The organism is Halobacteriovorax sp. BALOs_7, assembly GCF_003612895.1.
GTDB lineage: Bacteria > Bdellovibrionota > Bacteriovoracia > Bacteriovoracales > Bacteriovoracaceae > Halobacteriovorax_A > Halobacteriovorax_A vibrionivorans.
The window spans coordinates 2504443-2526205 of sequence record NZ_CP027772.1 but is presented as its reverse complement, the minus strand read 5'-3'; the positions used below and the strand labels follow the sequence as shown (position 1 = coordinate 2526205).

Here is a 21763-nt window from a genome sequence, read left to right as displayed (position 1 = left end):
GCAGATATGGTTGACTTATCCAACGGCAACAATACAAACATGAAAAAGGGAATCACACTTCCTAATGATACTTTATCTGAAAAGTCGCTACTTTCTTGTCTAATTTTAGACAGTCAGTCTTTTGATGAAATCTCAGACTTAAAACTTGAAGGAAAAGATTTCTACGATCCAAAGTATGGAATTGTATTTGATGCTATTAAAGATATGGTCTATTCAAATAGTCCAGTTGATTACGTAACAATTTGTTCACATCTTTCAGGGCATAATCGTCTTGAGGAGATTGGGGGACAAGGATTTATCCTCGATATTACAGAAGATCAGGTTTCAAGTGTAAACCTACGTCACTATGCAAAGACGGTTCGCGATAAGGCATCTCTAAGAGAGCTTGTTCGTCAGGCCCGTAAAGTTGCAGATAAGGGTGCAACCTTTTCTGGAAATGCGCAGGATTTCATTCAAGAAGTTGAAGCAACTTTCTTTGGTCTTACAAATGAGGCCAAGCAAGGAAGTATGGTTAAGCTTAATGAATGTTTAAAAGAGAATATTAAAGAGATTGAGGATACTTCACGTAAAGCGGGTGAGATTCAAGGTGTACCTACTGGTTATCCTGCACTTGATAAGCTTTTACTTGGTATGCAAGCTGGTCAGCTAATTATCCTTGCTGCCCGTCCTGCCATGGGGAAGACGGCCCTCGCTCTTAACGTTGCTCAAAATACATGTGAAATCTCAAAGCTTCCTGTTGCTCTATTCTCACTGGAGATGATGGCAAAAGAACTTTCAATGAGACTTCTAACTCAAAGAGCTAAAGTTGATTCTAAGAGAATTCGTACAAAAGATTTCTTAGAAACAGATCTAAGAAGAATTGGGCAAGGGATTAAGCAACTTGCTGAACTTCCAATTTATATCAACGATAATGCTGGTACAAACCTACTTGATATTCAGTCTGCCTGTCGTAAGATTAAGGCATCTGAAGGTCTAGGTCTGGTTGTTATCGACTACCTTCAGCTAATGAGTTCACATAATAAGGCCCTACCTCGTGAGCAGCAGATTTCAGAAATCTCAAGGGGCCTAAAGAATATGGCCAAAGAACTTGAGTGTCCTGTAATCGCATTATCACAGCTTAACCGTGGTGTTGAGGCAAGACCAAATAAGCGTCCTATGACATCCGATCTTCGTGAATCTGGTTCAATTGAGCAGGATGCCGATATCGTTATGTTCGTTTACCGTGATGAGTACTACAATCCTGATACTAAAGATCAAGGGATTGCAGAAGTAATTGTTGGTAAAAACCGTGGTGGTGAAGTCGGAACAGCGAAGCTAACTTTCGTTGGTGCTCATACTAGTTTTGAGAACATTGCATATGGTGCTGAAGACCAACCAGGTGGATAAGAGCTACGCTCTCTTTAAAACAGAATCAGGCTTCTTAAAACTTGAGAAGCCTGTCCAATATTTTCAAGTTACAAATAAATCCATTACGAATGTATTAACAAATGAAGTTCAAAAGTTTGATACCCAAGCATTTGATGAATTGTTTAATAAAAAGTGGCAAGTTCAAATCCTAGAATATGAATTAGGACATCTTTTTCAGTGGGATGATTTATTAACACGAGAAGAGGTTAATCTTGCTACATTCATAAACTTTGAATCAACTAGTGAGCTCACCACGATTGAAGATGATGCTCTCAGTGGTGCAAGGATTACTTGTGAAAGCTTTCGTGATGAATATCGTAATAAGTTCAAGGCAACTTATGAAAACCTCTTAGATGGCAATTGCTATCAGTTAAACCTTACTCGCATAATTCCATTAGAAGTTAATGATATTTCTTTATTAGAAAAGTCATTTCGATATGAATCAATCTTTTCAAGTCTGGGAGAGTTTGCACATTTAATAAACCTGCCGCTACAAGATCGACTTATTCTAAGTAATTCACCAGAGTGCCTTTTTGAGTATGATTTTATTGAAAAGAAAATCGTAACAAGGCCTATTAAGGGAACAATTAAAAAAGAGTTGGGACGTGATTCTTTAATTGGTGATGTAAAGAATGAAAGTGAGCTCAATATTATTACGGATCTTTTACGCCACGACCTTTCTGGTATTGGTGAGAGTTTCTCAGTTGTCGAATCATTGCGTGAGTTCTTTGAAGTACCGGGCTTAATTCATCAATACTCAAGAATAAGTGTGAAAGAAGATCATTTAAATATACCAAAAGTACTCAAGGCCATCTTTCCTGGTGGTAGCATCACCGGTGCTCCAAAGAAAAGAGTCTTAAAGTTAATCAAGGAAATCGAAGCGCAAAAGCGTGGGCTATATACGGGTTCTACCGTTTTGGCCGTTGATAAGATAGCTAAGGCATCGATTAATATACGCTCTTTAGATGTAATTAAGTCCACTGGTGCGGCCCGTTACGGAAGTGGGGGTGGTATTACACTACTTAGTGAAGAAGTCAGTGAATTCGATGAGTTACTCGCAAAAACTAATAGTTTTCTTAAGGTTTTCTTTAAAGATGTAAATTTCTAATAAAATCTTACAATCAAATTGATAGTTTTGACATTCATCTTTGACGCTAGATATGATTTTTTTGTGACAAAGTGAAGCAAAGGATTGCTTTGCCAAGGAATAGGTTAAAAAACTTGTCACTGGAGAGGGAGTCAATGGAAATGGCAAACAAAGACAACACAACAAATATCGATAATACTCACAACAAGGAAGTTATGGTGCAATTAAAAGATTTAGTTGAAGCATCAGGCGTACCAACAGATTTCATTAAGAAAGAGTTGATGGTTGATGACACCGTTTCAATGGATGAATTGAGAGCAAAGATGCTAAAGTTTTTAGACGCGACTTTTGAAGAAAATGGCGTCGATACTACTCGATTAAACTAGTCAGTTAAAATTTTGGAAACATAGGACTTGTTTCTCAATAATCTCCTTTTGCCCTTTAAGTATTGCTTAAAGGGCATTTTGTTTATTTAACCCCCAAAATTCAATAAAGCGTTCAGCGGTATTTTTTTCCAAACATAGCAATTTAAAGAACTTACTAATTTTTTGTTAAGGTCAGCGTTCTTATTTCCGATACTTAGATTGATAAAGGAATATTTTCACAGGAATGTTGTATGGATATAGCATCAGTTATTGGTTTAGTTTTAGCGGTTGGTGGGATCTTGGGATCCATCATGTCGGGGGGAGCGATTTCGATCTTCATTGACGTGCCATCGATCTTAGTTGTTTTCCTCGGACTTATTGGGGTTACACTCTATCGCTGGCCAATGGAAGTTATTAAAGGCCTTGTCTCAATTGCCATGAAGTCTTTCTTCTTTACTGCAGTTGATCCTAAAGAAAAGATTAATAAGATTAAAGAACTAGCTGAACTAGCTCGTCGTGAGTCGGTTTTCGCTCTTGAAAAAGCTGAAATTGATGATCCTTTTATGAAGAAGGCCATGACACTAGCAGCAGATAATAGACCACCTGAGGTTATTGCATCAATTCTACAAATGGATATCGACTCAATGGAGTCTCGCCACAAAACAGGTTCAGATGTTTTTGGTGGGGTTGCTGCTGACGGTCCGGCCATGGGAATGATCGGGACCCTAATCGGTCTGGTACAAATGCTTCAGAACCTTTCAGATCCGTCGGCCATTGGTCCGGCCATGGCCGTTGCCCTTTTGACAACGTTCTATGGTGCCATCATTGCCAACGTTTTTGCTAACCCGGTTAAGAATAAGATTGAATATCGTTCTCAATTAGAACTTATGTCCATGAGTATTGTTATTGCGGGAACGCTAGGGATTGTAGCGGGTGAGAACCCACGTATGATTATTGAAAAATTAAATTCATTCCTACCTCCAAGTGAGAGATCATCTGATGATGACGGCGGTGGTGAAGAATAAAATAAGTATTTGAGGATTAAATACAAATTAGGTGATCAAGGAGTAAGACCATGGCAGATGAAAGTGCTGCAGCAGTAGATGAAGGAAATGTAAAATGTCCACCGTGTGAAGAGGGTTTACCGGGGTGGATGGCCACGTTCTCCGATCTGGTTACGCTTCTACTGACATTCTTCGTACTTCTACTATCGTTTGCAAAGACAGAAACAGCAAAGTATGAAGCCGCTCTAGGTTCGATTCGTAATGCCTTTGGAGGTAACGTTCTTCAACAAGGTGAAGTTATCCAAAAAGGTAAGTCTCCGGATAATTTTCCAACAATGATGGAATCTCAAACTCCTATTCGTCCTTTTCCAATTGAGTTTCTAACGATGGAAGGGATCCTTGATAAGCATGAAATTAATCGTGGCTCAGATGAGAGCCTAAAAAATATGCGCTATGACCTTAAAGAGTTTAACCTCAATGAAAACGTCACTGTGTATGAGCAAGCTGAGGGCATTGCCGTTCGACTTAAAGATAAGATTTATTTTAAGCGAGGCTCAGTTGAAATTGATTCAAATAAAATAGCGGTTTCAAGTTATCAGAGAATGATAAATCTTCTTAAAAAGAGGAATTGGAAGGTCTTTGTTATTGGGCATGCCGCTCGCGGTGAAGTCTCACGAGATGGAAAAAGTGATGCTTTAGAGCTGTCTTCAGCAAGAGCAACGGCCGTAACAAAATCACTCATTAGGCGTGGTGTCGCACCAGAGAGAATCTCAACAGTATTCTATGGTGATACACGTTTAACTGATCTTCCAGGTAGTTCTCAAATGGAAGTTGATCGTGAAAATCGCAAGGTTGTCTTCTTAATTAGAAAACGTGACCTTGAAGACAATGGCCATAAAGTCGATGCACAATAAAAATTTCTGTAATCTAAATGCAAAAAATACTTTAAAGGAGTTTCTCAAAGAGGAGCTCCTTTTGTCTAATAAGGCCATTAAGACCTCATATATTTCTAAGAATGCTCTTCAATCCTCACTAAAGGAAAAAGGTGAGCTCTATCTTCCACATGATCTTCTAAATCGCTCTCTTGTAAACCCAATTTATCATGGGCCAGAAATTGAAGTGATTGAAGAAAATGATATTTTCATTGTTGTTAATAAGCCTCATGGAATCCATGGGCATCCAATGGATTATAGTGAAACCAATACAGTTTTAAACTTTATGAGAAAGAGATTCAATCTTTCAAGCCTTGGTAAGAAAGGGGGAGATTATGAAAAGGGCCTACTTTATCGTTTAGATCAATTAACAAGTGGTGTGCTAATTTACATAAAAGATGAGCTTATTCACCAAAACCTTAGGGACTCTTTTGGACAGATTGCAAAGGAGAAGACCTACCTTGCAATTGTTAATGGTAAAGTTGAAGAAGAATTAAAATTAGAAGATCGACTCATCTCCTCAGGAGTAAAAGGTGAGAAGATGATTATTAGTGAAGCTGGTAGTGAAGCATGTCTAAAGCTTCGCCCTCTTTATTATCATGAAAGCAAGGATCTTAGTCTTGTGGAAGTCAGTTTATATGAAGGTCATCGTCATCAAATACGTGTTCAACTTTCAAATGCAGGCTTTCCAATTGTAGGGGACCCTATTTATAACGATAATTATCAAAGTGGAGATAAGCGTCTTTATCTTCATGCCTATCAATATTGCTTAGAGGTAAATGGCCACTTGTCTTGTTTTAAAGCAAAAACAGCTGATTTATTCTGTGATCTCTTGGACTTGAATAGTCTGGTGGATGTGGCGAGCTAAGTTATTCTTATTCTTAAGTGTAGCAAGTTTTACAACATATTTTCCTTCAGAAATCGAAGAGAGGACCATCTTTGGGTGAACTAATTTGACGACAACCATCATTGTTCTCTCAAGGCTTTCTGGTAGAGCGTACTTTGCAATAGAGATATAAGAATTTGCCAACGCCTTGTACATTTCCTTACGTAGAATCTCTTTATCTTCGATATTTTCTGGAATAACTTTTACGTCTGCTGGAATCGTTACTTCTAAATTATTATCATTACATCTTAGAGTCCAAGAAGGGTGAAGGTACTTGTCTAGGCGCACCTTTACTGAGCGACAAGACGTCGCCTTCATGCTTTGGGCCCTTTGCTCAAACATGTTGTTGTCTCTAAGCTGAAATAAAAATAAAATAAAAATTAAGATTCCAAAGCCTAGCACTGGATTTTTTAGTAATGATTTCAGTACCATGGCCTTATTATCTCATTAATTTCTATAAAAATCACTAAAGGAAATCATGGCCATATCCGATAAATATAGTAGGTTATTTAAGGAGCTGTAATGACGTCATTTTCGTCTATTGAAGATCAAAATTTTTGGAATATCCTATTCCATTTAGAAGAAATCAGAAAGCCAGTGGACCTTGTGTCTTTCTTGAGAAAAAACGAAATAAATCGTGATGAGTTTTATCTTTTCTATGAGAAATCTCACTTCTACGGACTGGCAATTGACCTTCGTCCAAAGAATGAAGAATTTCTTCTTATGCCACTTTCTTGGCGTCGTGATTATGGAGATATTCTTCTACAAAATAATGGTCACCGTGAATTGATTAAAGATATTCAAGCTGCATCAAAAGATGGGAGGGTTTGTGAATTCAAATTCCTGGACCAGTCGAAGAAGAAAGTTCGTCCATGGCGAGTTGTTCTTTCCCAAAATCTTTATAAGGTAATTAGTGAGGATGTTCAGACTAAGCAATTGATCACAATTGATATGAATGAGGTGGAGGATATTGAATTCCAGGAATTCGATTATCGCTCTCTCTATTCTCGCTTTGAGATAGAGGAGTATATTAATGCCTTAAGGCATATTGATGGTAGTGACCAACGTCTCGTTCTTAAGGTTGAATATGGATTTGAAATTCCACCGATAAGTAATCTGATTTTTCTTGGTCATCCTTATTCCACGACCAATCAATATGGAGAGTTAATTTGGGCAGCATCAGTTGAGAAGTCTCTCTACCTTTTTGATTGGCTTTATTCTATGCGTGATAATATTGAGATCCTTGAACCAAGTGATCTTCGCGATGAATTTGAGGAGTTTTGCCAGAAAAGAAAAAACGTCGCATAATTCAAATTAATTATGAAAAAGAATAACTTATTTCTAATCTCGTTTTTGCCAGCACTGCTTTATTGGTATCTGGAGGAGACGCAAACAGTAGAGATCGCCATTATTGGTGGGCTATCCCTTGCTATTTTAGAAATCGCTTTTGAAAAGATATTCTTTAAACATATCCACTCAATTTCAAAACTAAACTTTGTGATTATCTTGATTTTGGGGCCAATTTCTTTAATTGGAAAAGATGGAGTGTGGTTTAAACTTCAACCATTCTTTACTGGAATATTTCTTTCTTCATTCTTGATATTTAATTTAAAAAGAGGAAAGAGTTTGATGCTTACGATGATGAAGGACATGGAGAAAAAAGTCCCCATGCCTGAATTTATTATGGAAAAAATAGAATATCATCTAGCATTCTTTTTGCTAATTAATGGTATTTTTATGGGATACTTAGCAATCTATGAAACAACTTCGACTTGGGCATTCTTCAAGTCTATCGGCTTCTATTTGGTGTTTCTTGTTTTCTTAGTTGCCGAGATCTTTGTTATTAGAAAATTATTTAAGAAATATATGTTAGAGAAAATGAATTTTGGAGAGCAGTATGGCGAGCATTAAGAAAAAAGATATGATCGAGTCATTTGATCTTGCTCCTGGGCGAAGAATCGCAAGCCGCTATATTGTTGTTGAAAGACTTGGTGCTGGATATGAAGGTGAAGTCTATAAAGTTAGAGAAAAGCACACCAATATCATCCGAGCTGTTAAAATATATTTTCCACAAAGAAATGAAAAATTTAAAGTTAGCACTCGTAGTGCCTTAAAACTTGAAAAACTTATGTATAGTCCAATTGTTATGGACTGCTTATCTCACGAAATCATTACACTTAAGAGTCAGAAGGTCGCTTGTCTTGTTTCAGAATTTATTGAAGGGGAGATGCTAGATGACTTTATTAAGAAACAAAGAGGAAAGCGCTTAGACGTTTTCTCTGCAATTCACTTACTTTATTCCATTGTTTGTGGTGTCGAGTCCATTCACCTTGAAGGTGAGTATCACGGAGACCTCCACACTGAAAATATCATCATTCGCCGCTTCGGTTTAGAGTTTGATCTTAAGATCATTGACCTTCACCATTGGGGTGATTCAAAAAAAGAGAATCGCGATGAAGATATTATTAAAATCATTCGCATCTTCTATGATATTCTAGGAGGACAAAAGCATTACAAAAAGCTATCACCTTCCATCAAGTACATTATTTGTGGACTCAAAAGAGGGATGATCTTAAAACGATTTAAAAATATACGAATGCTTCGTTCTCACTTAGAAACAATGGATTGGTCGGATGCCATTTAAGAAGATTATCTGTGATATTAACGAATTTGAAAGTGATCTCTTTGATTTTGGAGATTACCGAATTGGTTATTTTATTTCTCGTCATAAATACAAAGAAGGAACAGAGCAAAATGAAGACTCTCTTTTTATAAGTGGGGATGAGAAGTCTTTCGTATTTGGTGTTGCTGACGGTGCTGGTGGCCATCCTCGAGGACGAGATGCTTCCGTCGCTATCAGTGAAGAGATATCAAAGTATAGCGCAAACACTAATAGCCTTGATTTAATAGAGGCCGCTAATCAAAAAGTTAATGATCTAAAGGCCGGTGCAAGAGCTACATTGGCATTTGCTGAAATCAAAGATGATAATATTAGATTCTATCACGTGGGCGATTCTGAGATTCTTTATTGGAATGCTCATGGAAATGAACTCTATACTTCGACTCCACATTCTGGAGTAGGGCATATGGTTAAGGCCGGAGTCCTTGGGCAAGAGGAGTCCTTAAGCCATCCTGAAAGAAATTACGTTAATAATCTTATGGGTGATGATCTTATTAAAATTGAGTCAACTTCATCGTCTATTATGAAAAAAGGGCACACTGTACTTATCGGTAGTGATGGACTCTTTGATAATATTCCCCACGACACACTCACTGAGCTTATTGGTCAAGGTGGCTTTGACAAATCTTTTGAGGATCTCGTTAACTTCTGTAAAACTCAAACTGAAGATAAGTGGCTTAAGTTTGATGACACATCATTTGTCGTTATAAGAAAAGTTAAGGCCTAAAAAGAACCAGCAGGGTAGCTTCCAAGAATCTTAATGTCATTTGCATCACGCTTTAATTCCTTAAGGCATTCCTGCACCTTCTTATCATGAAGGGCCCCCATGAAATCAACATAGAAGATATACTTAAATGGTTGATGGGGAATAGGGCGAGACTCAAGTTTTGTCAGGTTGATATTGTAACTTGCAAAGACTTGAAGGCATCCAAGAAGTGCTCCAGGATGGTGTTTTGTTGTAAAAGCGATCGATGTCTTTTCTTTTCCAATTCCTGTTGGAATATTTTTCTCTTTTACAAAAATTAGAAAACGAGTGTAATTATCCGCTTCATCTTGAATCTTTTCTTGAATGATATTTAGCCCGTAATAGTCGGCGCAAAGACGAGAGCCAACACAGGCTTCTGTTTCTGATTTTGAATCAGAGATAATTTTTGCAGAACCAGCTGTATCAAATTCGGCAACAGGCTTTAGCTTCTTTTCTTTAAAGAAGCCGTGGCATTGTGCCAAGGCAATCGGGTGCGAATAGACAGCTTTGATTTTATCTGTCTCCACACCCGGATTTGCCATGAGGCAATGATTAATTTCTAGATAGAGTTCGCCAATGGCAAAGAAGTCATGTTTAAAAATTAAATCCATATTGATATCGACATTGCCGACAATACTATTTTCTATAGGTAAGATGGCACAGGCGACGTCTTCGTCTTCTAGTGCTTGGCAGACATCTTCACTTAGGGCAATACCGATAGCTTCAACATCTTTTCCAAAATATTTATAAAGGGCCTCTTCTGAATAAGACCCTTTCGTTCCTTGAAAAGCTACTTTCAATCTTCTAACCTTTTAATCACTTTATTAAAAGAAGCGAGGAATTCTTCTCTCGTTTCCTTGGCGTATTTATTATGTTCATTCATATCTGCAAATAACTCCCAAGAGTCATTCTCAACGGTTTTTAGAATTTTAAGAAGTCTACGATATCCCTTTGTATCGATGGCAAGCTTCTTAGCATCCATATCCATCAATGTTCTTCCTATCATGTGAGTGAGTAGAAGAGAGTGGGAGATTTGTTTATCGTGCTCACTTGCTGTTGTTTCTATAACTTTAATTCCATGAAAGCGCATGAACGCACAAATCTTTTGATAGAGTTTGTCCTCAATTCGTACCGGACAAACAGCAATCTTTGTTCCAAATAGGGTTTCTCCTGCTGAGTCTGGCCCAAACATTGGGTGAGTTCCAAGGATACTCACTGATTCAGGAAGATGCTTTTTCATAACTTCAACGGGCATCTCCTTAACAGAACATACGTCCACAAGGAGAGCATCTTTTGAAAGTTTTGGAGCTATTTCTTTTATTACTGATTCAAATTTATTCATTGGAACAAATGGTATAACGATTGGATTCTTACAGACTTCATCTAGAGACTTGAAGCGGCATCCTAGTGCTTCAACATCCTCTTTTACGTCTTGGTTAATATCGTAAACCTCAACTGTAAAATCTTCTTCGAGGTATTTTGATATTAATTTACCTAGTCGTCCAAAACCAATTATACCAACTTTCATTATGCTAAAACCTTTTGAATTTTTTCATAAGCTAATTCGATTCGCTCTACTGTATCAGTAAAGGCAAGACGAATATAATTATTCATACCAAAGAATTTTCCTGGAACAAGAGCAACACCTGCTTCTTCAATGAGCTTTTGCACCATCTCCATCGAGTCCTTAACAAGGCCTTTTTCAATATAAGGAGTTATGTCTAGAAATAGATAAAACGCCCCTTGAGGCTCATTTGTTTTAAATAATTGTGAAAAGAGCTTAAAGGCTACATCTCTTCTTTCTTTCATCGTTGATAACATCTCTCCAATGATTTCCTCTTGGTGCTTAATTGCATTAACCGCTCCAAGTTGAGTGAAGGAAGGGATATTTCCACAAAGATGGCCCTGAAAACTATCAACTTTCTTTATGAAGTCTTCATGAGCAACCATATAGCCTACGCGAAATCCAGTCATACAAAAGGTCTTTGAAAAGCTTTGGATTGATACGGATCTCTTGGCTATTTCTTCACCAAGCATAAGAGGTGAGATGAATTCTGTATCGTAAGTGAGACTTTCATAAGCCTCATCACTTACTAACATGAGATCGTGCTCGATACATAGTTTACCTAATTCAGTGAGCTCTTCTCTGGTATAAACAACCCCAGAAGGATTATTAGGCGTGTTGATATAGATTGCTTTTGTCTTTTTAGAAATTGCTTTTTTTATAGCGTTAATATCTAAGTGAAAATTCTCTTTTGAATTAACAAAGATAGATTCTCCTCCTGCAAGTTTAATACTTTCAGGAATTGTTACCCAATATGGAATAGGAACAATGACTTCATCTCCGTCATTAAGAATTGATTGAAAGGTGTTAAAAATAATCTGCTTTGATCCGTTACCCACGAGAATATTTTCTTGATGAATATCAGTTTTACAACGCATGTTGAAGTAGCCAGCAATGGCCGATCGAAGTTCTGGTTCACCTCGAACGTACGAGTACCTTGTTTTTCCAGCTTTTAAAGCTTCATAGATTGCTTCAAGAATACTCTCGCGAGGAGAGAAGTCGGGCTCGCCAACATTGAGGCCAATAATATCTCTACCTTGATTTCTAAGGTTTGTTATTTGTGCTGCAACCTGGATACTTCCAGACGGAGCAATTCCGTTTACTCGATCAGATACTTTCATAATTTGATTATAACACCTATCTATATGAACTAAGATTCTTTTTTAAAATCATTCATCATGCGTGTTTGTTCTCTAACTGATTCAGTGTGAATTGCATGGTAGAGTTCTTCAACAAATCTTGGGTCGAGAGAAAATTTCTTACCCTTCTCAAGGCGGTCTTTCATAAGAGCATCCATTCTTCCTACTTGAAGTGGAGTTACATTATTTTCACTCTTAAGTTTTCCAATTTGCTTAACAATATTCATACGCATATGCATCATCTCTAGAATATCATTATCAACTTGATCGATCTTATTTCTAAGTTTATTTAGCTCATCTTCAAAACCATCATTCAGGCCAATAGCATCTCTTACTTGTAGGTGAGTGATAATATCGTGAAGCATTTTTGGAGTTACCTGTTGAGCGGCATCACTTAGTGCTTTGTCCGGTGTAATATGTGTTTCAACCATCACACCATCCATGTTCATATCCATGGCCTTCTGACAAACTTCTCCAATCAGATTGCGATTCCCTGCAATGTGAGAAGGGTCACAAATAATTGGAAGCTCTGGCATTAGTCTTTTAAGTTCAATAGGAATTGCCCAGTAAGGCTTATTTCTATACTTTGTTTTTTCAGCACTTGAAAAACCTCTGTGAATGGCAGCTAGTTTATCAAGGCCTACTGCTGAAAATCTTTCAATAGCACCCATCCAAAGTGCAAGGTCTAAGTTGATTGGATTCTTTACCATTACAGGAATGTCGACGCCTCTTAAGGCATCAGCAATTTCTTGAACGGCAAATGGTGAAACTGTTGTACGAGCACCAATCCAAAGAATATCAACGTTATGTTTTAAGGCAAGTTCAACATGAGAAGCGTTGGCCACTTCAGTTGTAATAGGAATTCCAAAGTCTTTCTTTACTCGCTCCATCCAAGGAAGGCCCACAAGTCCTACACCTTCAAATGTATTTGGGCGAGTTCTTGGTTTCCAAATTCCTGCACGAAAGGCATCAACTTTTCCGTTGGCAACTAGCTCTTTGGCGATCTGATAAACCTGCTCCTCACTTTCTGCTGAACAAGGTCCTGCAATAACGAGTGGTCTTTCTTTAATATCCATCCAAGAGTTTAGTGGCGCAATTTTCATAACTTTGATCCTTTCTTTTTTAGTCAACTATATATTACTCGTAGCAATATAATTCAAGTGTCTTCGATACTTTATCTCATCGAAAACACCTTAATATTTCTTAATTTTTCATTTTTTAAAGAAAATCAATGGAATTATTTGCTGATGATGCTCATCTTTGTCACTTTTGGAATTTTTGGCACTTCTTAATTGAGCAATATTAAATATTTGTATGAGTAAACTCTTTCTTTTCTCAAGTTGACGAGTTTGTTCAACTTTTAACTTTTCAATGTCGATTAGCCTTTATGACTTTTATGAAAAGTATCCAGGGATTTGAATGTAATTTATCGAAGGAGGAAGGGTGCTAATGCTACTACCCTTAGATTTATTTGTAATTATAATTGTTGTCTATTTTTTACTTAAAAAGACTTCTTTTATATATGTAAAATCGGTTTGTTTTTTAACTCTTATACCACTTTTGACTTTAAAGATTGTTTTAATTAAGGAACTTGATAACTTCGTAGATAAAAGTTTTTACCCTGAGGGTAAGTATTATGATTACTTCTCTGATCGTGAGAACGTCGCGCGTTTAGCACTTTCTCAAAGTGCTACCTTGCTCTATCCTTTATGGGCACCTTATTTTATAGGTATGAGTCACTGGAGACATGGCCCAGGAAATAAAATCTACAAAGATAAAAGAGAGGCTGAAAAGTTTGAAGTACTTTCATACGATTGTTTTAATAATAAAATAGGTTCATGTGAATATTATTTAAAGGAGTTCTTTTCACTAAAAAATGATAGTAAAAGTGTATATAAGAAAAATGTTAATGAAGTTATTGATCAATATCTTAATTTACGACAGACAACTGACAAGAAATTGAGTTTTATCTTAAATAATTCTCTTTCTGAAAAGAGAGAGAGGGTAGAGCAGCCGTACCATTGTTTTGATATGTATATCTTAAAGGATATTCGCAAATACCAAAAGGCCAACAATAACTTTGAAGAATACGATTTTTACATAAATTTTCTTCATGATGCATATAAGTCTAAAGAATGCTTCTTAGGTAGGTTTTTATTTGTTAATTATGTTCGTAAGTTTTTAACTCGGAATAAGGTTTTGCCTAATGAGATAAAAAGATTTTCAAATGATTTTAAGTATATCTTTAATAATTTAAGTAATAATGAATTAAATGCAGTAGTAGATCAAACAGTATTAAAATTAAAACGAAACACTAAGCAGTTAAAATTAACAGCAGGAGAAGTTTTTCTAAAAGAAAATCTTTGTGTACATAAAGAGCTAGAGGGGCGATCGATTAATGTGAAAAAGGCATGTGATTATTATCGAAAATTTTAAGTAGCTTTTCATTTTAAGTACACGGTCCCTGAAATATGTGGAAAGTATCCAGGGATTTGAGTGTAATTTATCGAAGGAGGAAGGGTGTTAATACTACTACCCTTAGATTTATTTATAATTATATTTGTTGTCTATATTTTATTTAAAAAGACTTCTTTCAAATATATTAAATTGGTTTGTTTTTTATTGCTTATACCTCTTTTGACTTTAAAGATTATTTTAATTAAGGAACTTGATAATTTCGTAGATAAAGGTTTTTACCCTGAAGGTAAGTACTATGATTACTTCTCTGATCGTGAGAACGTCGCGCGTTTAGCACTTTCTCAAAGTGCTACCTTGCTCTATCCTTTATGGGCACCTTATTTTATAGGTATGAGTCACTGGAGACATGGCCCAGGAAATAAAATCTACAAAGATAAAAGAGAGGCTGAAAAGTTTGAAGTACTTTCATACGATTGTTTTAATAATAAAATAGGTTCATGTGAATATTATTTGAAGGAATTCTTCTCACTAAAGAATGATAGCCCAAGTATAGATAATAAAAATATTAATAAAGTTATTGATCAATATCTTAATTTACGACAGACAACAGATAAGATAAAGCATTTTGCCTTAAAGAATACTTTAACAGGAAAAAGGGAGATAGTAGAGCAACCATATCATTGTTTTGATATGTATATCTTAAAAGATATCCGAAAGTTTCAATCAGACATAAAAAAATTTAATCAATATGAATTTTATGTAAAATTTCTCTATAATACATTTAGGTCAAAAGAGTGTTCTTTGGGGGGATTTGTGTTTGTTTCCTACATTCGTGATTTGTTGACTGATGACCTAATCTTACCAAGTGATATAAAAAAGTTTTCTGATGATTTCAAATATATTTTTAATAATTTAAGAGATGATGAATTAAATACTCTAGTCGACCATACATTATTAAAATTTAAACGGAATACTAAGCAGTTAAAATTGACGGCCGGAGAAGTGTTTCTAAAAGAAAACCTTTGTGTACATAAAGAGCTGGAGGGACGATCGATTAATGTGAAAAAGGCATGTGATTATTATCGAAAATTTTAAGCAGCTTTTCATTTTAAGTACACGGTCCCTGAAATCACACTAGGAACCGTGTACTTAATAATTATGGAAGATAGACTGCGGAATTTTTTTCGTTTTCTTTAACTTCAAGGCGAGAAATCCAAACGCGACCGTCTGTTTTCTTCTTGATTAGCTCGCTCATTTTTTCATAAACGTACTGAGCTGTTCCTTCCATTCCTGCATTTGGAAGAACGCGAAGTTGAACAACTCCAGCTTCATCGAGCTTCTTAAATTCTTCCATAAATGGATCATCTTGTGATGCCAGGAAAGTGTGGTCAAACATATCATCAAGCCATGCCTTCACATCTTTAAGATCACCAAAGTCCATTACCCACATTTCTTTTGTTAGCTCGGAACATTCAAATTCAAAGTGAAATGATCTTGAGTATCCGTGAACAAAGCGGCAGTGAGATTCTGCTTTCCACTGACGGTGAGTACATGGGAATCCGTAAAAGTGTTTTGTTGATTTAAAAGTGGCCATAATTATCTCCGTTTAAGTGCAACAACATTAGCATATTTGAGATAATCATGGCCACTTTAATAGCCTGAGGGAGAGGCTATAACTTGATAGTTTTTAAGTCTTCATTAATTTCCTTAGAGGCCTTCTTTGTGAAGATGAGAGTAGGGGCATACTTAAAGGCCAAACCAAGGACTAAGAGAGTTTGGATAATGAAGATGTTTCGATTTGTGTCGGGTCCTCCTTGTAATGCACTAGTGTCAGAAGCCGACGGGAACCAACGTAGTGCGATGAAAAGCAATGCTGTCGGCAAGAGCATATTGACACATCCATTGTAAACACGTTCCTTAGCGTTTTTAGGGGGATTAATAAATTCATTAACAAGGGTTAGGGCCAAGGAACAGAGGGCCAATAAGCCGAATACCACAGGCATTGCAGCGTTTTGGAATACTTGGATCGAAAGCAGGGACAAAACGCCAAGAAACATATAGCTAAGTAAGCGATACTTCTTGCCTTTTTGACCCTTTTCCGAAAAGTAGTCCACGAGAAAAACTAAATTAAATAGTGTAAATACGATTGTTATTGTCATGCCCTGCATATCGGGGAAATGACGAATCACTAAACTTAAGAAATGTATAAAAAAAGACAAATCAGATTTAATAGGATAGTGTATTTTCATGACGGAAATCATTCATTGCCAAGGCTTTATTCTTCAAGACCAAATTATTGATCGCAACGATCATATGGAGTTAGTTTATTGGGTTAAGACTCCAGAGGATGTTGTTAAAGTTATTATCACAACTGAAAAACCTCTGTTCTTTATCGAGTCTGATGTGGAACTCAATATGAGTTTTCAAGGAGAGAGAAGAAAACTTGGCCTTAAGGCCTTCAATGGCCGAACGGTTGATGGAATTTATTTCAATAAACACAAAGATCTTTTAGATACACGTGAGCATTTCCATAAAAACGGTATTCGTACTTATGAAAGTGATGTGAGACCAAATGAGCGCTTTCTTATGGAGAGATTCATAAATGGTGAAGTTATGCTTCAAGGTCCATGTCAAAAGATCGGCAAAACTCGTGTCTTTACCAATCCACAAATTAAAGCATTAACTGATCAGCATCAGATACCAAAGTTTAATATCATGTCCATTGATATTGAAACGAGTATGGGAGATGATCTCTATTCAATTGCTATCCATCAAATCGGTGAGGCTGAGTATAAGAAAGTCTATATGCTTGATGAGTCTCGAACATATACAAATGATGATTTAACTCATTTCTATGGGAGTGAGAAAGAATTATTGAATGCATTTATTAATGAATTTCCAACATACGATCCAGACTTTATTGTGGGGTGGCATGTTGTTGGCTTTGACTTAAACTTTCTTGATCGAAAATGCCAAAAACTAGGCTTAAGATTAAACCTCGGCCGTGATGGCTCTCAAGTTCGTTTACGTGAAAGAAAAGGGGCAGGCTGGTTTTCTACAATAGCCGGACGCCAAGTTATTGATGGCCCACCAACATTGAGATCGGCCTTTTACTCATTTGAAAACTTTAAACTCGATACAGTAGCAAGTGAAGTTCTGGGAACGAATAAAGATATCTCTGCGACGGGAATGGAGAAAGTCGAAGAGATCACAAGACGTTTTAATGAAGATAAACATGCCTTAGCAAAGTATAATATTCTCGATTGTACACTCGTTTTAGATATCTATGAAAAATTACAAATCTATGATCATCTCTTTCGTCGTGTTCAATATAGCGGGATGCTAATTGATCGACTTGCCAGTTCAACTCGATCTTTTGATCACTTATACTTACCACGCTTACATCGTAAAGGATTTATCGCCGGTAATACTTTAGATATTGATAAAGAAAGTGCATCTCTTGGTGGACTTGTGATTGAAGGAACAAAGGGATTACACGAGCACGTTGTCGTCTTAGACTTTAAATCTCTTTATCCAACAATAATTAAAACATTTAAAATCGATCCTCTTTCTCGTTTAAGAGGAGATGTTAATGGAACACGTTTAAAGAATGGTGTTTCATTTTCAAAAACAGAACATATTCTACCTGAACAGATCGACTACCTCTTAGGACAAAGAGAGATTGCAAAGCATCGCCAAGATAAGAACCTTTCTCAAGCAGTAAAGATTCTTATGAATTCATTCTACGGTGTTATGGGCTCTGGTGGATGTCGTTTTTATCATGCTGATCTTGCCACTTCTATTACTTCAACTGGCCAATGGTTACTTAATGAATCCATGAATCATGCTAGAAGTTTGGGCTATGAGGTTGTCTATGGTGATACTGACTCTATCTTTGTTAAATTAAAATTCTTAGATGTTTCTCAAAAAGATAAAGCAGCTAACTCTCTTGCGAGGAAAATTACTAATCATCTTGCAGAATTGATTAAAAGAGAATTCAATGTGGAATCATTCCTAGAGATGGAATACGAGAAGTATTTTAAAAAGCTTTTTATTCCAGGGATGAGGGGATCTGAGCAAGGAGCTAAAAAGCGCTATGCTGGATTGCTTGGTAATGATGAATTACACTTTTCTGGAATGGAGTTTGTTCGTTCGGATTGGACAAAGGCCGCAAAGAATTTTCAATTTGAAATTTATAAAATGTTCTTTAAAGACGAATCACTTAATGAATATATTAAGAGCTATGTGAATGACTTAAAGAATGGAATTTATGATCAGGATCTTGTTTATTCCAAGAGACTATCAAAAGATATCAGTGAATACACAAAATCGAACCCTCCTCATGTAAAAGCAGCAAAACTTTTAAAGGAGAAGGAGCCAGATAAAGATATCCGTCAAATCAGTTACTTGATGACGTTACACGGGCCAGTACCAATTGATTTATCACCTCGTGATATCGATTATCAGCACTATATCGATAAACAATTATCTCCTGTCGCAACTGATGTGCTAAGATTTAAGGGTATCTCCTTTGACGATATTGTCATGGGTTCTCAAATGAGTTTATTTGAATGATGAAACGATATAAGAAGAATTGGACATTTTTTGGCGTCTTCTTTCTCCTCTTGGGTGGAAGTTATGTTCTTTTTAAAAGAGATATCTTCCTCTATGTTTGTGAGAATGAAAATAATGCTCCAGCATGCTTCTTATTATCTGATCTTTATCATCAAGATGGCCTCGCGGCCAAGTCACAAAAATATCTTGAGCTTTCTTGTCAGAATAAGTACGAAATTGCTTGTACTAAGCTTAATAAAGCACCTAAAGAAGCTTTAAGCTCTCCAATTGTTAAATAGTTTTAGGTTTTATCTTTTGCTTGTGCTTGAACTTTTTTAGGAAGTTCTATATTCTAATTGCCAATCAAGGGGATTAATTTTGATTCGCACACTAATCGATATTTACATTTTTATTCTTATCATCGATGTCATCATTTCTTATATTCCACAATATAAATCTCATCCTGTTGCCATTAGAATTAAACAGATCTCAGATTATACTTGTGGCCCTGTGAGAAGAATGTTGCCAGAGATGGATATTCCATTCGATATCTCTCCAATGATTGTTATTCTCGTTTTAAAGATTTTTGTCGCAATTTTTTAACGCGTCCAAATTCTTGCCAACACGTAGCAAAACCCTTTAGACTATAAAGTATATGTATTACCTACGGAGGGGTTGGTGCACAACGAGTTTGATTTTCTCACACAAGAGACATTTAACCTTAATACACAAGACGAAATTTTAGCAGACGACGATTTTAGAAATGAGTTTTTATTCGGCCACTCGTCTGAACAAATAAATAAAGAAGTTCAAAAACAAGATTATCCGCAAACTTGTGGACTCGTGTTTAATATCGTTAAGAGTAGCTCAACTTTTAGTCTGCGTGGAGTGATCACAGATAATATCAGTGACACTTTTGAGGCGGCTTTAATTGGTGATACTGCGACCTTAAAAGCTCTTCGTATCGACCAAGATGAAGTTTCTAAGTCTCTTTATTATGAAGTTGATAACCTTGACCTTGCTCAGGTTATTTTTGATCAGGTATTCAATAAGAGATTCCCATTAGAAGAAGATCTCATTTGTAATATCTCTGATCCTGGCTTTAGCTGGTGGTATCAAAGAAGTGACGATGCGATTCGCATCAATTTCAAAAGTCATAAACTTGAAGGAAATGGCCAGCGCTTAAAGCTAGGGCCAATTGGTGATGTATGCATTGCTAGCATCTTATTTTCTCGTTTAGAGAAATATCTTGAGAGTAAAATGTCCTTTCTTGAATACAATGTTTCAGAAAAGCATTTTATTATTAAGCCAAAAGATCGCTTTCACCGAGTATTTGACGAATTATCAGCACTATTTGAAGAAGGTGAGTTAGATAGTGATGCTCACATCTTAAAAGGGCTTGATGGCACTTTGAACCTCTACTTAAAAGAATTAGCTACAATTCGTAAGTTTTGGCTTCGTGTAGAATCACTTAATACGGATCAAGGATTTAATTTACTGTCATAATGGCCGAAAGCTTTTGACGGTGCGTCACGAGAAGATTTCCTACGGAAAAAGACTTGTGTCATTTTTTGAAACGCATTAAAATATTGATATTGGGAAAAAAAGTGTTCATGAGGAACGCTTAGCAAAAAACAGGATGTAAGTTTGCAATTTTCACTAGGAAGGAACCGTGGTCCAGCGTCGTCTGGTGCCTCTACAAATTCAACTAGTTCAAATCAGTCTAATTCGAGAAGTGCGGCGATGCAAAAAGCAATCGAGCGCAATCGTGCAAAGATGCAAAGACGTCAAAGTGATGCAGGTTCTCCACCTCCAACACCAGGAAGTCGACCATCTCCTCAATCACGTATGCAAGCGAGTGCTGCGAGTGAAGCGCCTAAATCTTCTGGTTCATCAGTTTTAGCAAAGCTTAGAGAGCAGAGAATGGCAAAAGAAGCACAAGCTTCAGCGGCCGGAGCAAGAAGAGCATCAATGTCAGCTCCATCTTCATCTGCAAGGCCATCAACAACTGCATCAGCAGCAACAAGAAAACCAATTACTGATTCAAATAATATCGAAATGTCTTCACCACTTAGAAAGAAGACCACAGCACCGGCCGCGCCGACTTATGCACAACAATCAGAAGCTAAATCTTTAACGAAACCAAAAGCTAAAGTTTCAGCAAAGAGAAAAGTTAAGTCAAAGTCGAGAAAGAAAGGCGAGGTAACGAGCTGGGGTGTTAAGCTTTGTTGGGGATTTTGTCTATTCCTATTAGGTCGCTTAATTTTTTCTCAAGGTGGCGTTATTGAATACTTTGATAAGAAATCAACTCTTGATCAAGCCTATCATGAGGCCCATCTCTTAAAAGAAGAGAATGCCGGACTTATGAAGGAGCTAGAATTAATTCGCACAAATAATAAGTATAAGAAGAAACTTGTTCGCGATCACTTAGGTTATATCGCACGTGATGAGTATCTTATTCTATTCCCAGAGAATTCAGAAACTTCTGTGAGAGGGCTTTCTTCCATTTAAGTTGGGAGCCCTTCGTTATCTTCAATTTCTTTGCCATTCCAGCATGTAATTCTAAGACAAATTGGCTTTGATAAGGCTTTGTTATTGGAATCTTCTTAGGGTTTTCTCGGCTAGGGTAATGAGGAAGAGTTTCAATGGCCACAACTTTAAAATTCTTATCGAGAAAAATAATATCTAAATCAAAGAATGTATTTGGCATCCAAAACTTTAGTGGCATCATTCGACGATAAACAAAGAGTAAACCTTCGTCTTTTTTCATGGCCTCTGATTTTAGTCCACTTAGTCCTTGGCGTTTCTCTTTTTCGCTTACGGCCCAGGATACCTCAATTTCTTTCTTACTAGGTGTGATCATCGTGTTTACACCCCATTTTTTATTGATAAATTGACCATGACTAGGTGTGGCGTAAAACAAAACGACTGAGTAGAAAAAAATACTGAGAATATGTGTAGAATTTGCTATAAATTTCATAC

25 protein-coding genes are annotated in these 21763 nt (G+C 36.6%); 17 read left to right on the top strand and 8 right to left on the bottom strand.

What is annotated here, in order from left to right; translation table 11 throughout:
- Nucleotides 1-39 precede the first annotated feature (39 nt).
- The 6 genes from dnaB (at nt 40) to BALOs_RS12075 (ending at nt 5663) form a co-directional block, all read left to right on the top strand.
- A complete protein-coding gene (dnaB, locus tag BALOs_RS12100) occupies nt 40-1386 on the top strand; it encodes a replicative DNA helicase (protein WP_158536738.1) in 1347 nt (448 codons plus the stop codon).
- Nucleotides 1379-2515: a chorismate-binding protein gene (locus BALOs_RS12095; protein WP_162929678.1), complete on the top strand. Its 1137-nt coding sequence runs from the start codon at nt 1379-1381 to the stop codon at nt 2513-2515. Before dnaB ends, BALOs_RS12095 begins: the two co-directional genes overlap by 8 nt.
- A gap of 140 nt (nt 2516-2655) precedes the next feature.
- Entirely contained in the window at nt 2656-2880 is a 225-nt protein-coding gene (locus BALOs_RS12090; RefSeq protein WP_162929677.1) for a hypothetical protein, read from the top strand.
- 230 nt (nt 2881-3110) lie between these two features.
- Nucleotides 3111-3884 carry a motility protein A gene (locus BALOs_RS12085; RefSeq protein ID WP_120405300.1) on the top strand — a complete coding sequence of 258 codons (774 nt, stop codon included), beginning with the start codon at nt 3111-3113 and terminating at the stop codon, nt 3882-3884.
- A 50-nt stretch (nt 3885-3934) separates the two neighbouring features.
- Entirely contained in the window at nt 3935-4777 is an 843-nt protein-coding gene (locus BALOs_RS12080) for a flagellar motor protein MotB (RefSeq protein WP_114705466.1), read from the top strand.
- A gap of 61 nt (nt 4778-4838) precedes the next feature.
- Nucleotides 4839-5663 carry an RNA pseudouridine synthase gene (locus BALOs_RS12075; RefSeq protein WP_162929676.1) on the top strand — a complete coding sequence of 275 codons (825 nt, stop codon included), beginning with the start codon at nt 4839-4841 and terminating at the stop codon, nt 5661-5663.
- Here the strand turns inward: BALOs_RS12075 and BALOs_RS12070 are convergent.
- The gene (locus BALOs_RS12070) at nt 5613-6113 is read right to left on the bottom strand and encodes a hypothetical protein (protein ID WP_120405299.1); all 501 of its coding nucleotides are present in this window, start codon (nt 6111-6113) and stop codon (nt 5613-5615) included. The genes BALOs_RS12075 and BALOs_RS12070 overlap by 51 nt on opposite strands.
- 90 nt (nt 6114-6203) lie before the next feature.
- On the opposite strand from BALOs_RS12070, the gene BALOs_RS12065 reads away from it, so the two are divergent.
- From BALOs_RS12065 to BALOs_RS12050, 4 genes are read left to right on the top strand one after another with little or no spacing between them, the layout of a single operon-like run.
- Nucleotides 6204-6989: a WYL domain-containing protein gene (locus BALOs_RS12065; RefSeq protein WP_114705463.1), complete on the top strand. Its 786-nt coding sequence runs from the start codon at nt 6204-6206 to the stop codon at nt 6987-6989.
- A 12-nt stretch (nt 6990-7001) separates the two neighbouring features.
- Entirely contained in the window at nt 7002-7592 is a 591-nt protein-coding gene (locus tag BALOs_RS12060; RefSeq protein ID WP_114705462.1) for a septation protein IspZ, read from the top strand.
- On the top strand, nt 7579-8325 hold the full coding sequence (locus tag BALOs_RS12055) for a protein kinase (RefSeq protein ID WP_114705461.1): 747 nt from the start codon (nt 7579-7581) through the stop codon (nt 8323-8325). Before BALOs_RS12060 ends, BALOs_RS12055 begins: the two co-directional genes overlap by 14 nt.
- Entirely contained in the window at nt 8315-9088 is a 774-nt protein-coding gene (locus BALOs_RS12050; protein WP_120405298.1) for a PP2C family serine/threonine-protein phosphatase, read from the top strand. The genes BALOs_RS12055 and BALOs_RS12050 overlap by 11 nt, the downstream gene beginning before the upstream one ends.
- Here the strand turns inward: BALOs_RS12050 and pheA are convergent.
- From pheA to BALOs_RS12030, 4 genes are read right to left on the bottom strand one after another with little or no spacing between them, the layout of a single operon-like run.
- Nucleotides 9085-9906 (bottom strand): prephenate dehydratase, encoded by an 822-nt coding sequence (gene pheA, locus BALOs_RS12045; protein WP_114705459.1) that lies wholly within the window; start codon nt 9904-9906, stop codon nt 9085-9087. The two genes, BALOs_RS12050 and pheA, sit on opposite strands and share 4 nt — an antisense overlap.
- Nucleotides 9903-10634, bottom strand: coding sequence for a prephenate dehydrogenase/arogenate dehydrogenase family protein (locus BALOs_RS12040; RefSeq protein ID WP_120405297.1), 732 nt, complete (start codon nt 10632-10634; stop codon nt 9903-9905). Before BALOs_RS12040 ends, pheA begins: the two co-directional genes overlap by 4 nt.
- On the bottom strand, nt 10634-11791 hold the full coding sequence (locus tag BALOs_RS12035) for a pyridoxal phosphate-dependent aminotransferase (RefSeq protein WP_120405296.1): 1158 nt from the start codon (nt 11789-11791) through the stop codon (nt 10634-10636). The genes BALOs_RS12040 and BALOs_RS12035 overlap by 1 nt, the downstream gene beginning before the upstream one ends.
- Nucleotides 11792-11820: 29 nt before the next feature.
- Nucleotides 11821-12912 carry a chorismate mutase gene (locus BALOs_RS12030; RefSeq protein ID WP_205570957.1) on the bottom strand — a complete coding sequence of 364 codons (1092 nt, stop codon included), beginning with the start codon at nt 12910-12912 and terminating at the stop codon, nt 11821-11823.
- Nucleotides 12913-13369: 457 nt separating this feature from the next.
- Here BALOs_RS12030 and BALOs_RS12025 point away from each other — a divergent pair, with 457 nt between their 5' ends.
- Complete coding sequence (locus BALOs_RS12025; RefSeq protein WP_162929675.1) at nt 13370-14245, top strand: hypothetical protein; 876 nt, start codon at nt 13370-13372, stop codon at nt 14243-14245.
- A gap of 84 nt (nt 14246-14329) precedes the next feature.
- Nucleotides 14330-15322, top strand: coding sequence for a hypothetical protein (locus BALOs_RS12020; protein WP_120405294.1), 993 nt, complete (start codon nt 14330-14332; stop codon nt 15320-15322).
- A 61-nt stretch (nt 15323-15383) separates the two neighbouring features.
- Here BALOs_RS12020 and BALOs_RS12015 read toward each other — a convergent pair whose 3' ends face one another.
- The gene (locus BALOs_RS12015; protein WP_120405293.1) at nt 15384-15821 is read right to left on the bottom strand and encodes a 6-carboxytetrahydropterin synthase; all 438 of its coding nucleotides are present in this window, start codon (nt 15819-15821) and stop codon (nt 15384-15386) included.
- Between the two features lie 76 nt (nt 15822-15897).
- Nucleotides 15898-16476: a hypothetical protein gene (locus BALOs_RS12010; protein ID WP_114705454.1), complete on the bottom strand. Its 579-nt coding sequence runs from the start codon at nt 16474-16476 to the stop codon at nt 15898-15900.
- Here BALOs_RS12010 and BALOs_RS12005 point away from each other — a divergent pair.
- From BALOs_RS12005 to BALOs_RS11985, 5 genes are all read left to right on the top strand, one after another.
- A complete protein-coding gene (locus BALOs_RS12005) occupies nt 16475-18802 on the top strand; it encodes a DNA polymerase II (RefSeq protein ID WP_120405292.1) in 2328 nt (775 codons plus the stop codon). The two genes, BALOs_RS12010 and BALOs_RS12005, sit on opposite strands and share 2 nt — an antisense overlap.
- Entirely contained in the window at nt 18799-19080 is a 282-nt protein-coding gene (locus BALOs_RS12000) for a hypothetical protein (RefSeq protein ID WP_114705452.1), read from the top strand. The genes BALOs_RS12005 and BALOs_RS12000 overlap by 4 nt, the downstream gene beginning before the upstream one ends.
- A gap of 79 nt (nt 19081-19159) precedes the next feature.
- A complete protein-coding gene (locus BALOs_RS11995) occupies nt 19160-19384 on the top strand; it encodes a YggT family protein (RefSeq protein WP_158536736.1) in 225 nt (74 codons plus the stop codon).
- A gap of 75 nt (nt 19385-19459) precedes the next feature.
- A complete protein-coding gene (locus tag BALOs_RS11990) occupies nt 19460-20287 on the top strand; it encodes a hypothetical protein (RefSeq protein WP_114705450.1) in 828 nt (275 codons plus the stop codon).
- 141 nt (nt 20288-20428) lie between these two features.
- Entirely contained in the window at nt 20429-21292 is an 864-nt protein-coding gene (locus BALOs_RS11985; RefSeq protein ID WP_120405291.1) for a septum formation initiator family protein, read from the top strand.
- Here the strand turns inward: BALOs_RS11985 and BALOs_RS11980 are convergent.
- Nucleotides 21237-21761 (bottom strand): DUF192 domain-containing protein, encoded by a 525-nt coding sequence (locus tag BALOs_RS11980; protein WP_120405290.1) that lies wholly within the window; start codon nt 21759-21761, stop codon nt 21237-21239. The genes BALOs_RS11985 and BALOs_RS11980 overlap by 56 nt on opposite strands.
- Nucleotides 21762-21763: the final 2 nt, after the last annotated feature.

What these genes read in the sequence shown, in the direction of transcription:
- dnaB (WP_158536738.1), top strand. Translation starts at nt 40, where the DNA reads ATGAAAAAGGGAATCACACTTCCTAATGATACTTTATCTGAAAAGTCG.
- BALOs_RS12090 (WP_162929677.1), top strand. Translation starts at nt 2,656, where the DNA reads ATGGCAAACAAAGACAACACAACAAATATCGATAATACTCACAACAAG.
- BALOs_RS12085 (WP_120405300.1), top strand. Translation starts at nt 3,111, where the DNA reads ATGGATATAGCATCAGTTATTGGTTTAGTTTTAGCGGTTGGTGGGATC.
- BALOs_RS12080 (WP_114705466.1), top strand. Translation starts at nt 3,935, where the DNA reads ATGGCAGATGAAAGTGCTGCAGCAGTAGATGAAGGAAATGTAAAATGT.
- BALOs_RS12070 (WP_120405299.1), bottom strand. Translation starts at nt 6,113, where the DNA reads ATGGTACTGAAATCATTACTAAAAAATCCAGTGCTAGGCTTTGGAATC.
- BALOs_RS12065 (WP_114705463.1), top strand. Translation starts at nt 6,204, where the DNA reads ATGACGTCATTTTCGTCTATTGAAGATCAAAATTTTTGGAATATCCTA.
- BALOs_RS12060 (WP_114705462.1), top strand. Translation starts at nt 7,002, where the DNA reads ATGAAAAAGAATAACTTATTTCTAATCTCGTTTTTGCCAGCACTGCTT.
- BALOs_RS12055 (WP_114705461.1), top strand. Translation starts at nt 7,579, where the DNA reads ATGGCGAGCATTAAGAAAAAAGATATGATCGAGTCATTTGATCTTGCT.
- BALOs_RS12050 (WP_120405298.1), top strand. Translation starts at nt 8,315, where the DNA reads ATGCCATTTAAGAAGATTATCTGTGATATTAACGAATTTGAAAGTGAT.
- BALOs_RS12040 (WP_120405297.1), bottom strand. Translation starts at nt 10,634, where the DNA reads ATGAAAGTTGGTATAATTGGTTTTGGACGACTAGGTAAATTAATATCA.
- BALOs_RS12035 (WP_120405296.1), bottom strand. Translation starts at nt 11,791, where the DNA reads ATGAAAGTATCTGATCGAGTAAACGGAATTGCTCCGTCTGGAAGTATC.
- BALOs_RS12030 (WP_205570957.1), bottom strand. Translation starts at nt 12,912, where the DNA reads ATGAAAATTGCGCCACTAAACTCTTGGATGGATATTAAAGAAAGACCA.
- BALOs_RS12015 (WP_120405293.1), bottom strand. Translation starts at nt 15,821, where the DNA reads ATGGCCACTTTTAAATCAACAAAACACTTTTACGGATTCCCATGTACT.
- BALOs_RS12005 (WP_120405292.1), top strand. Translation starts at nt 16,475, where the DNA reads ATGACGGAAATCATTCATTGCCAAGGCTTTATTCTTCAAGACCAAATT.
- BALOs_RS12010 (WP_114705454.1), bottom strand. Translation starts at nt 16,476, where the DNA reads ATGAAAATACACTATCCTATTAAATCTGATTTGTCTTTTTTTATACAT.
- BALOs_RS12000 (WP_114705452.1), top strand. Translation starts at nt 18,799, where the DNA reads ATGATGAAACGATATAAGAAGAATTGGACATTTTTTGGCGTCTTCTTT.
- BALOs_RS11980 (WP_120405290.1), bottom strand. Translation starts at nt 21,761, where the DNA reads ATGAAATTTATAGCAAATTCTACACATATTCTCAGTATTTTTTTCTAC.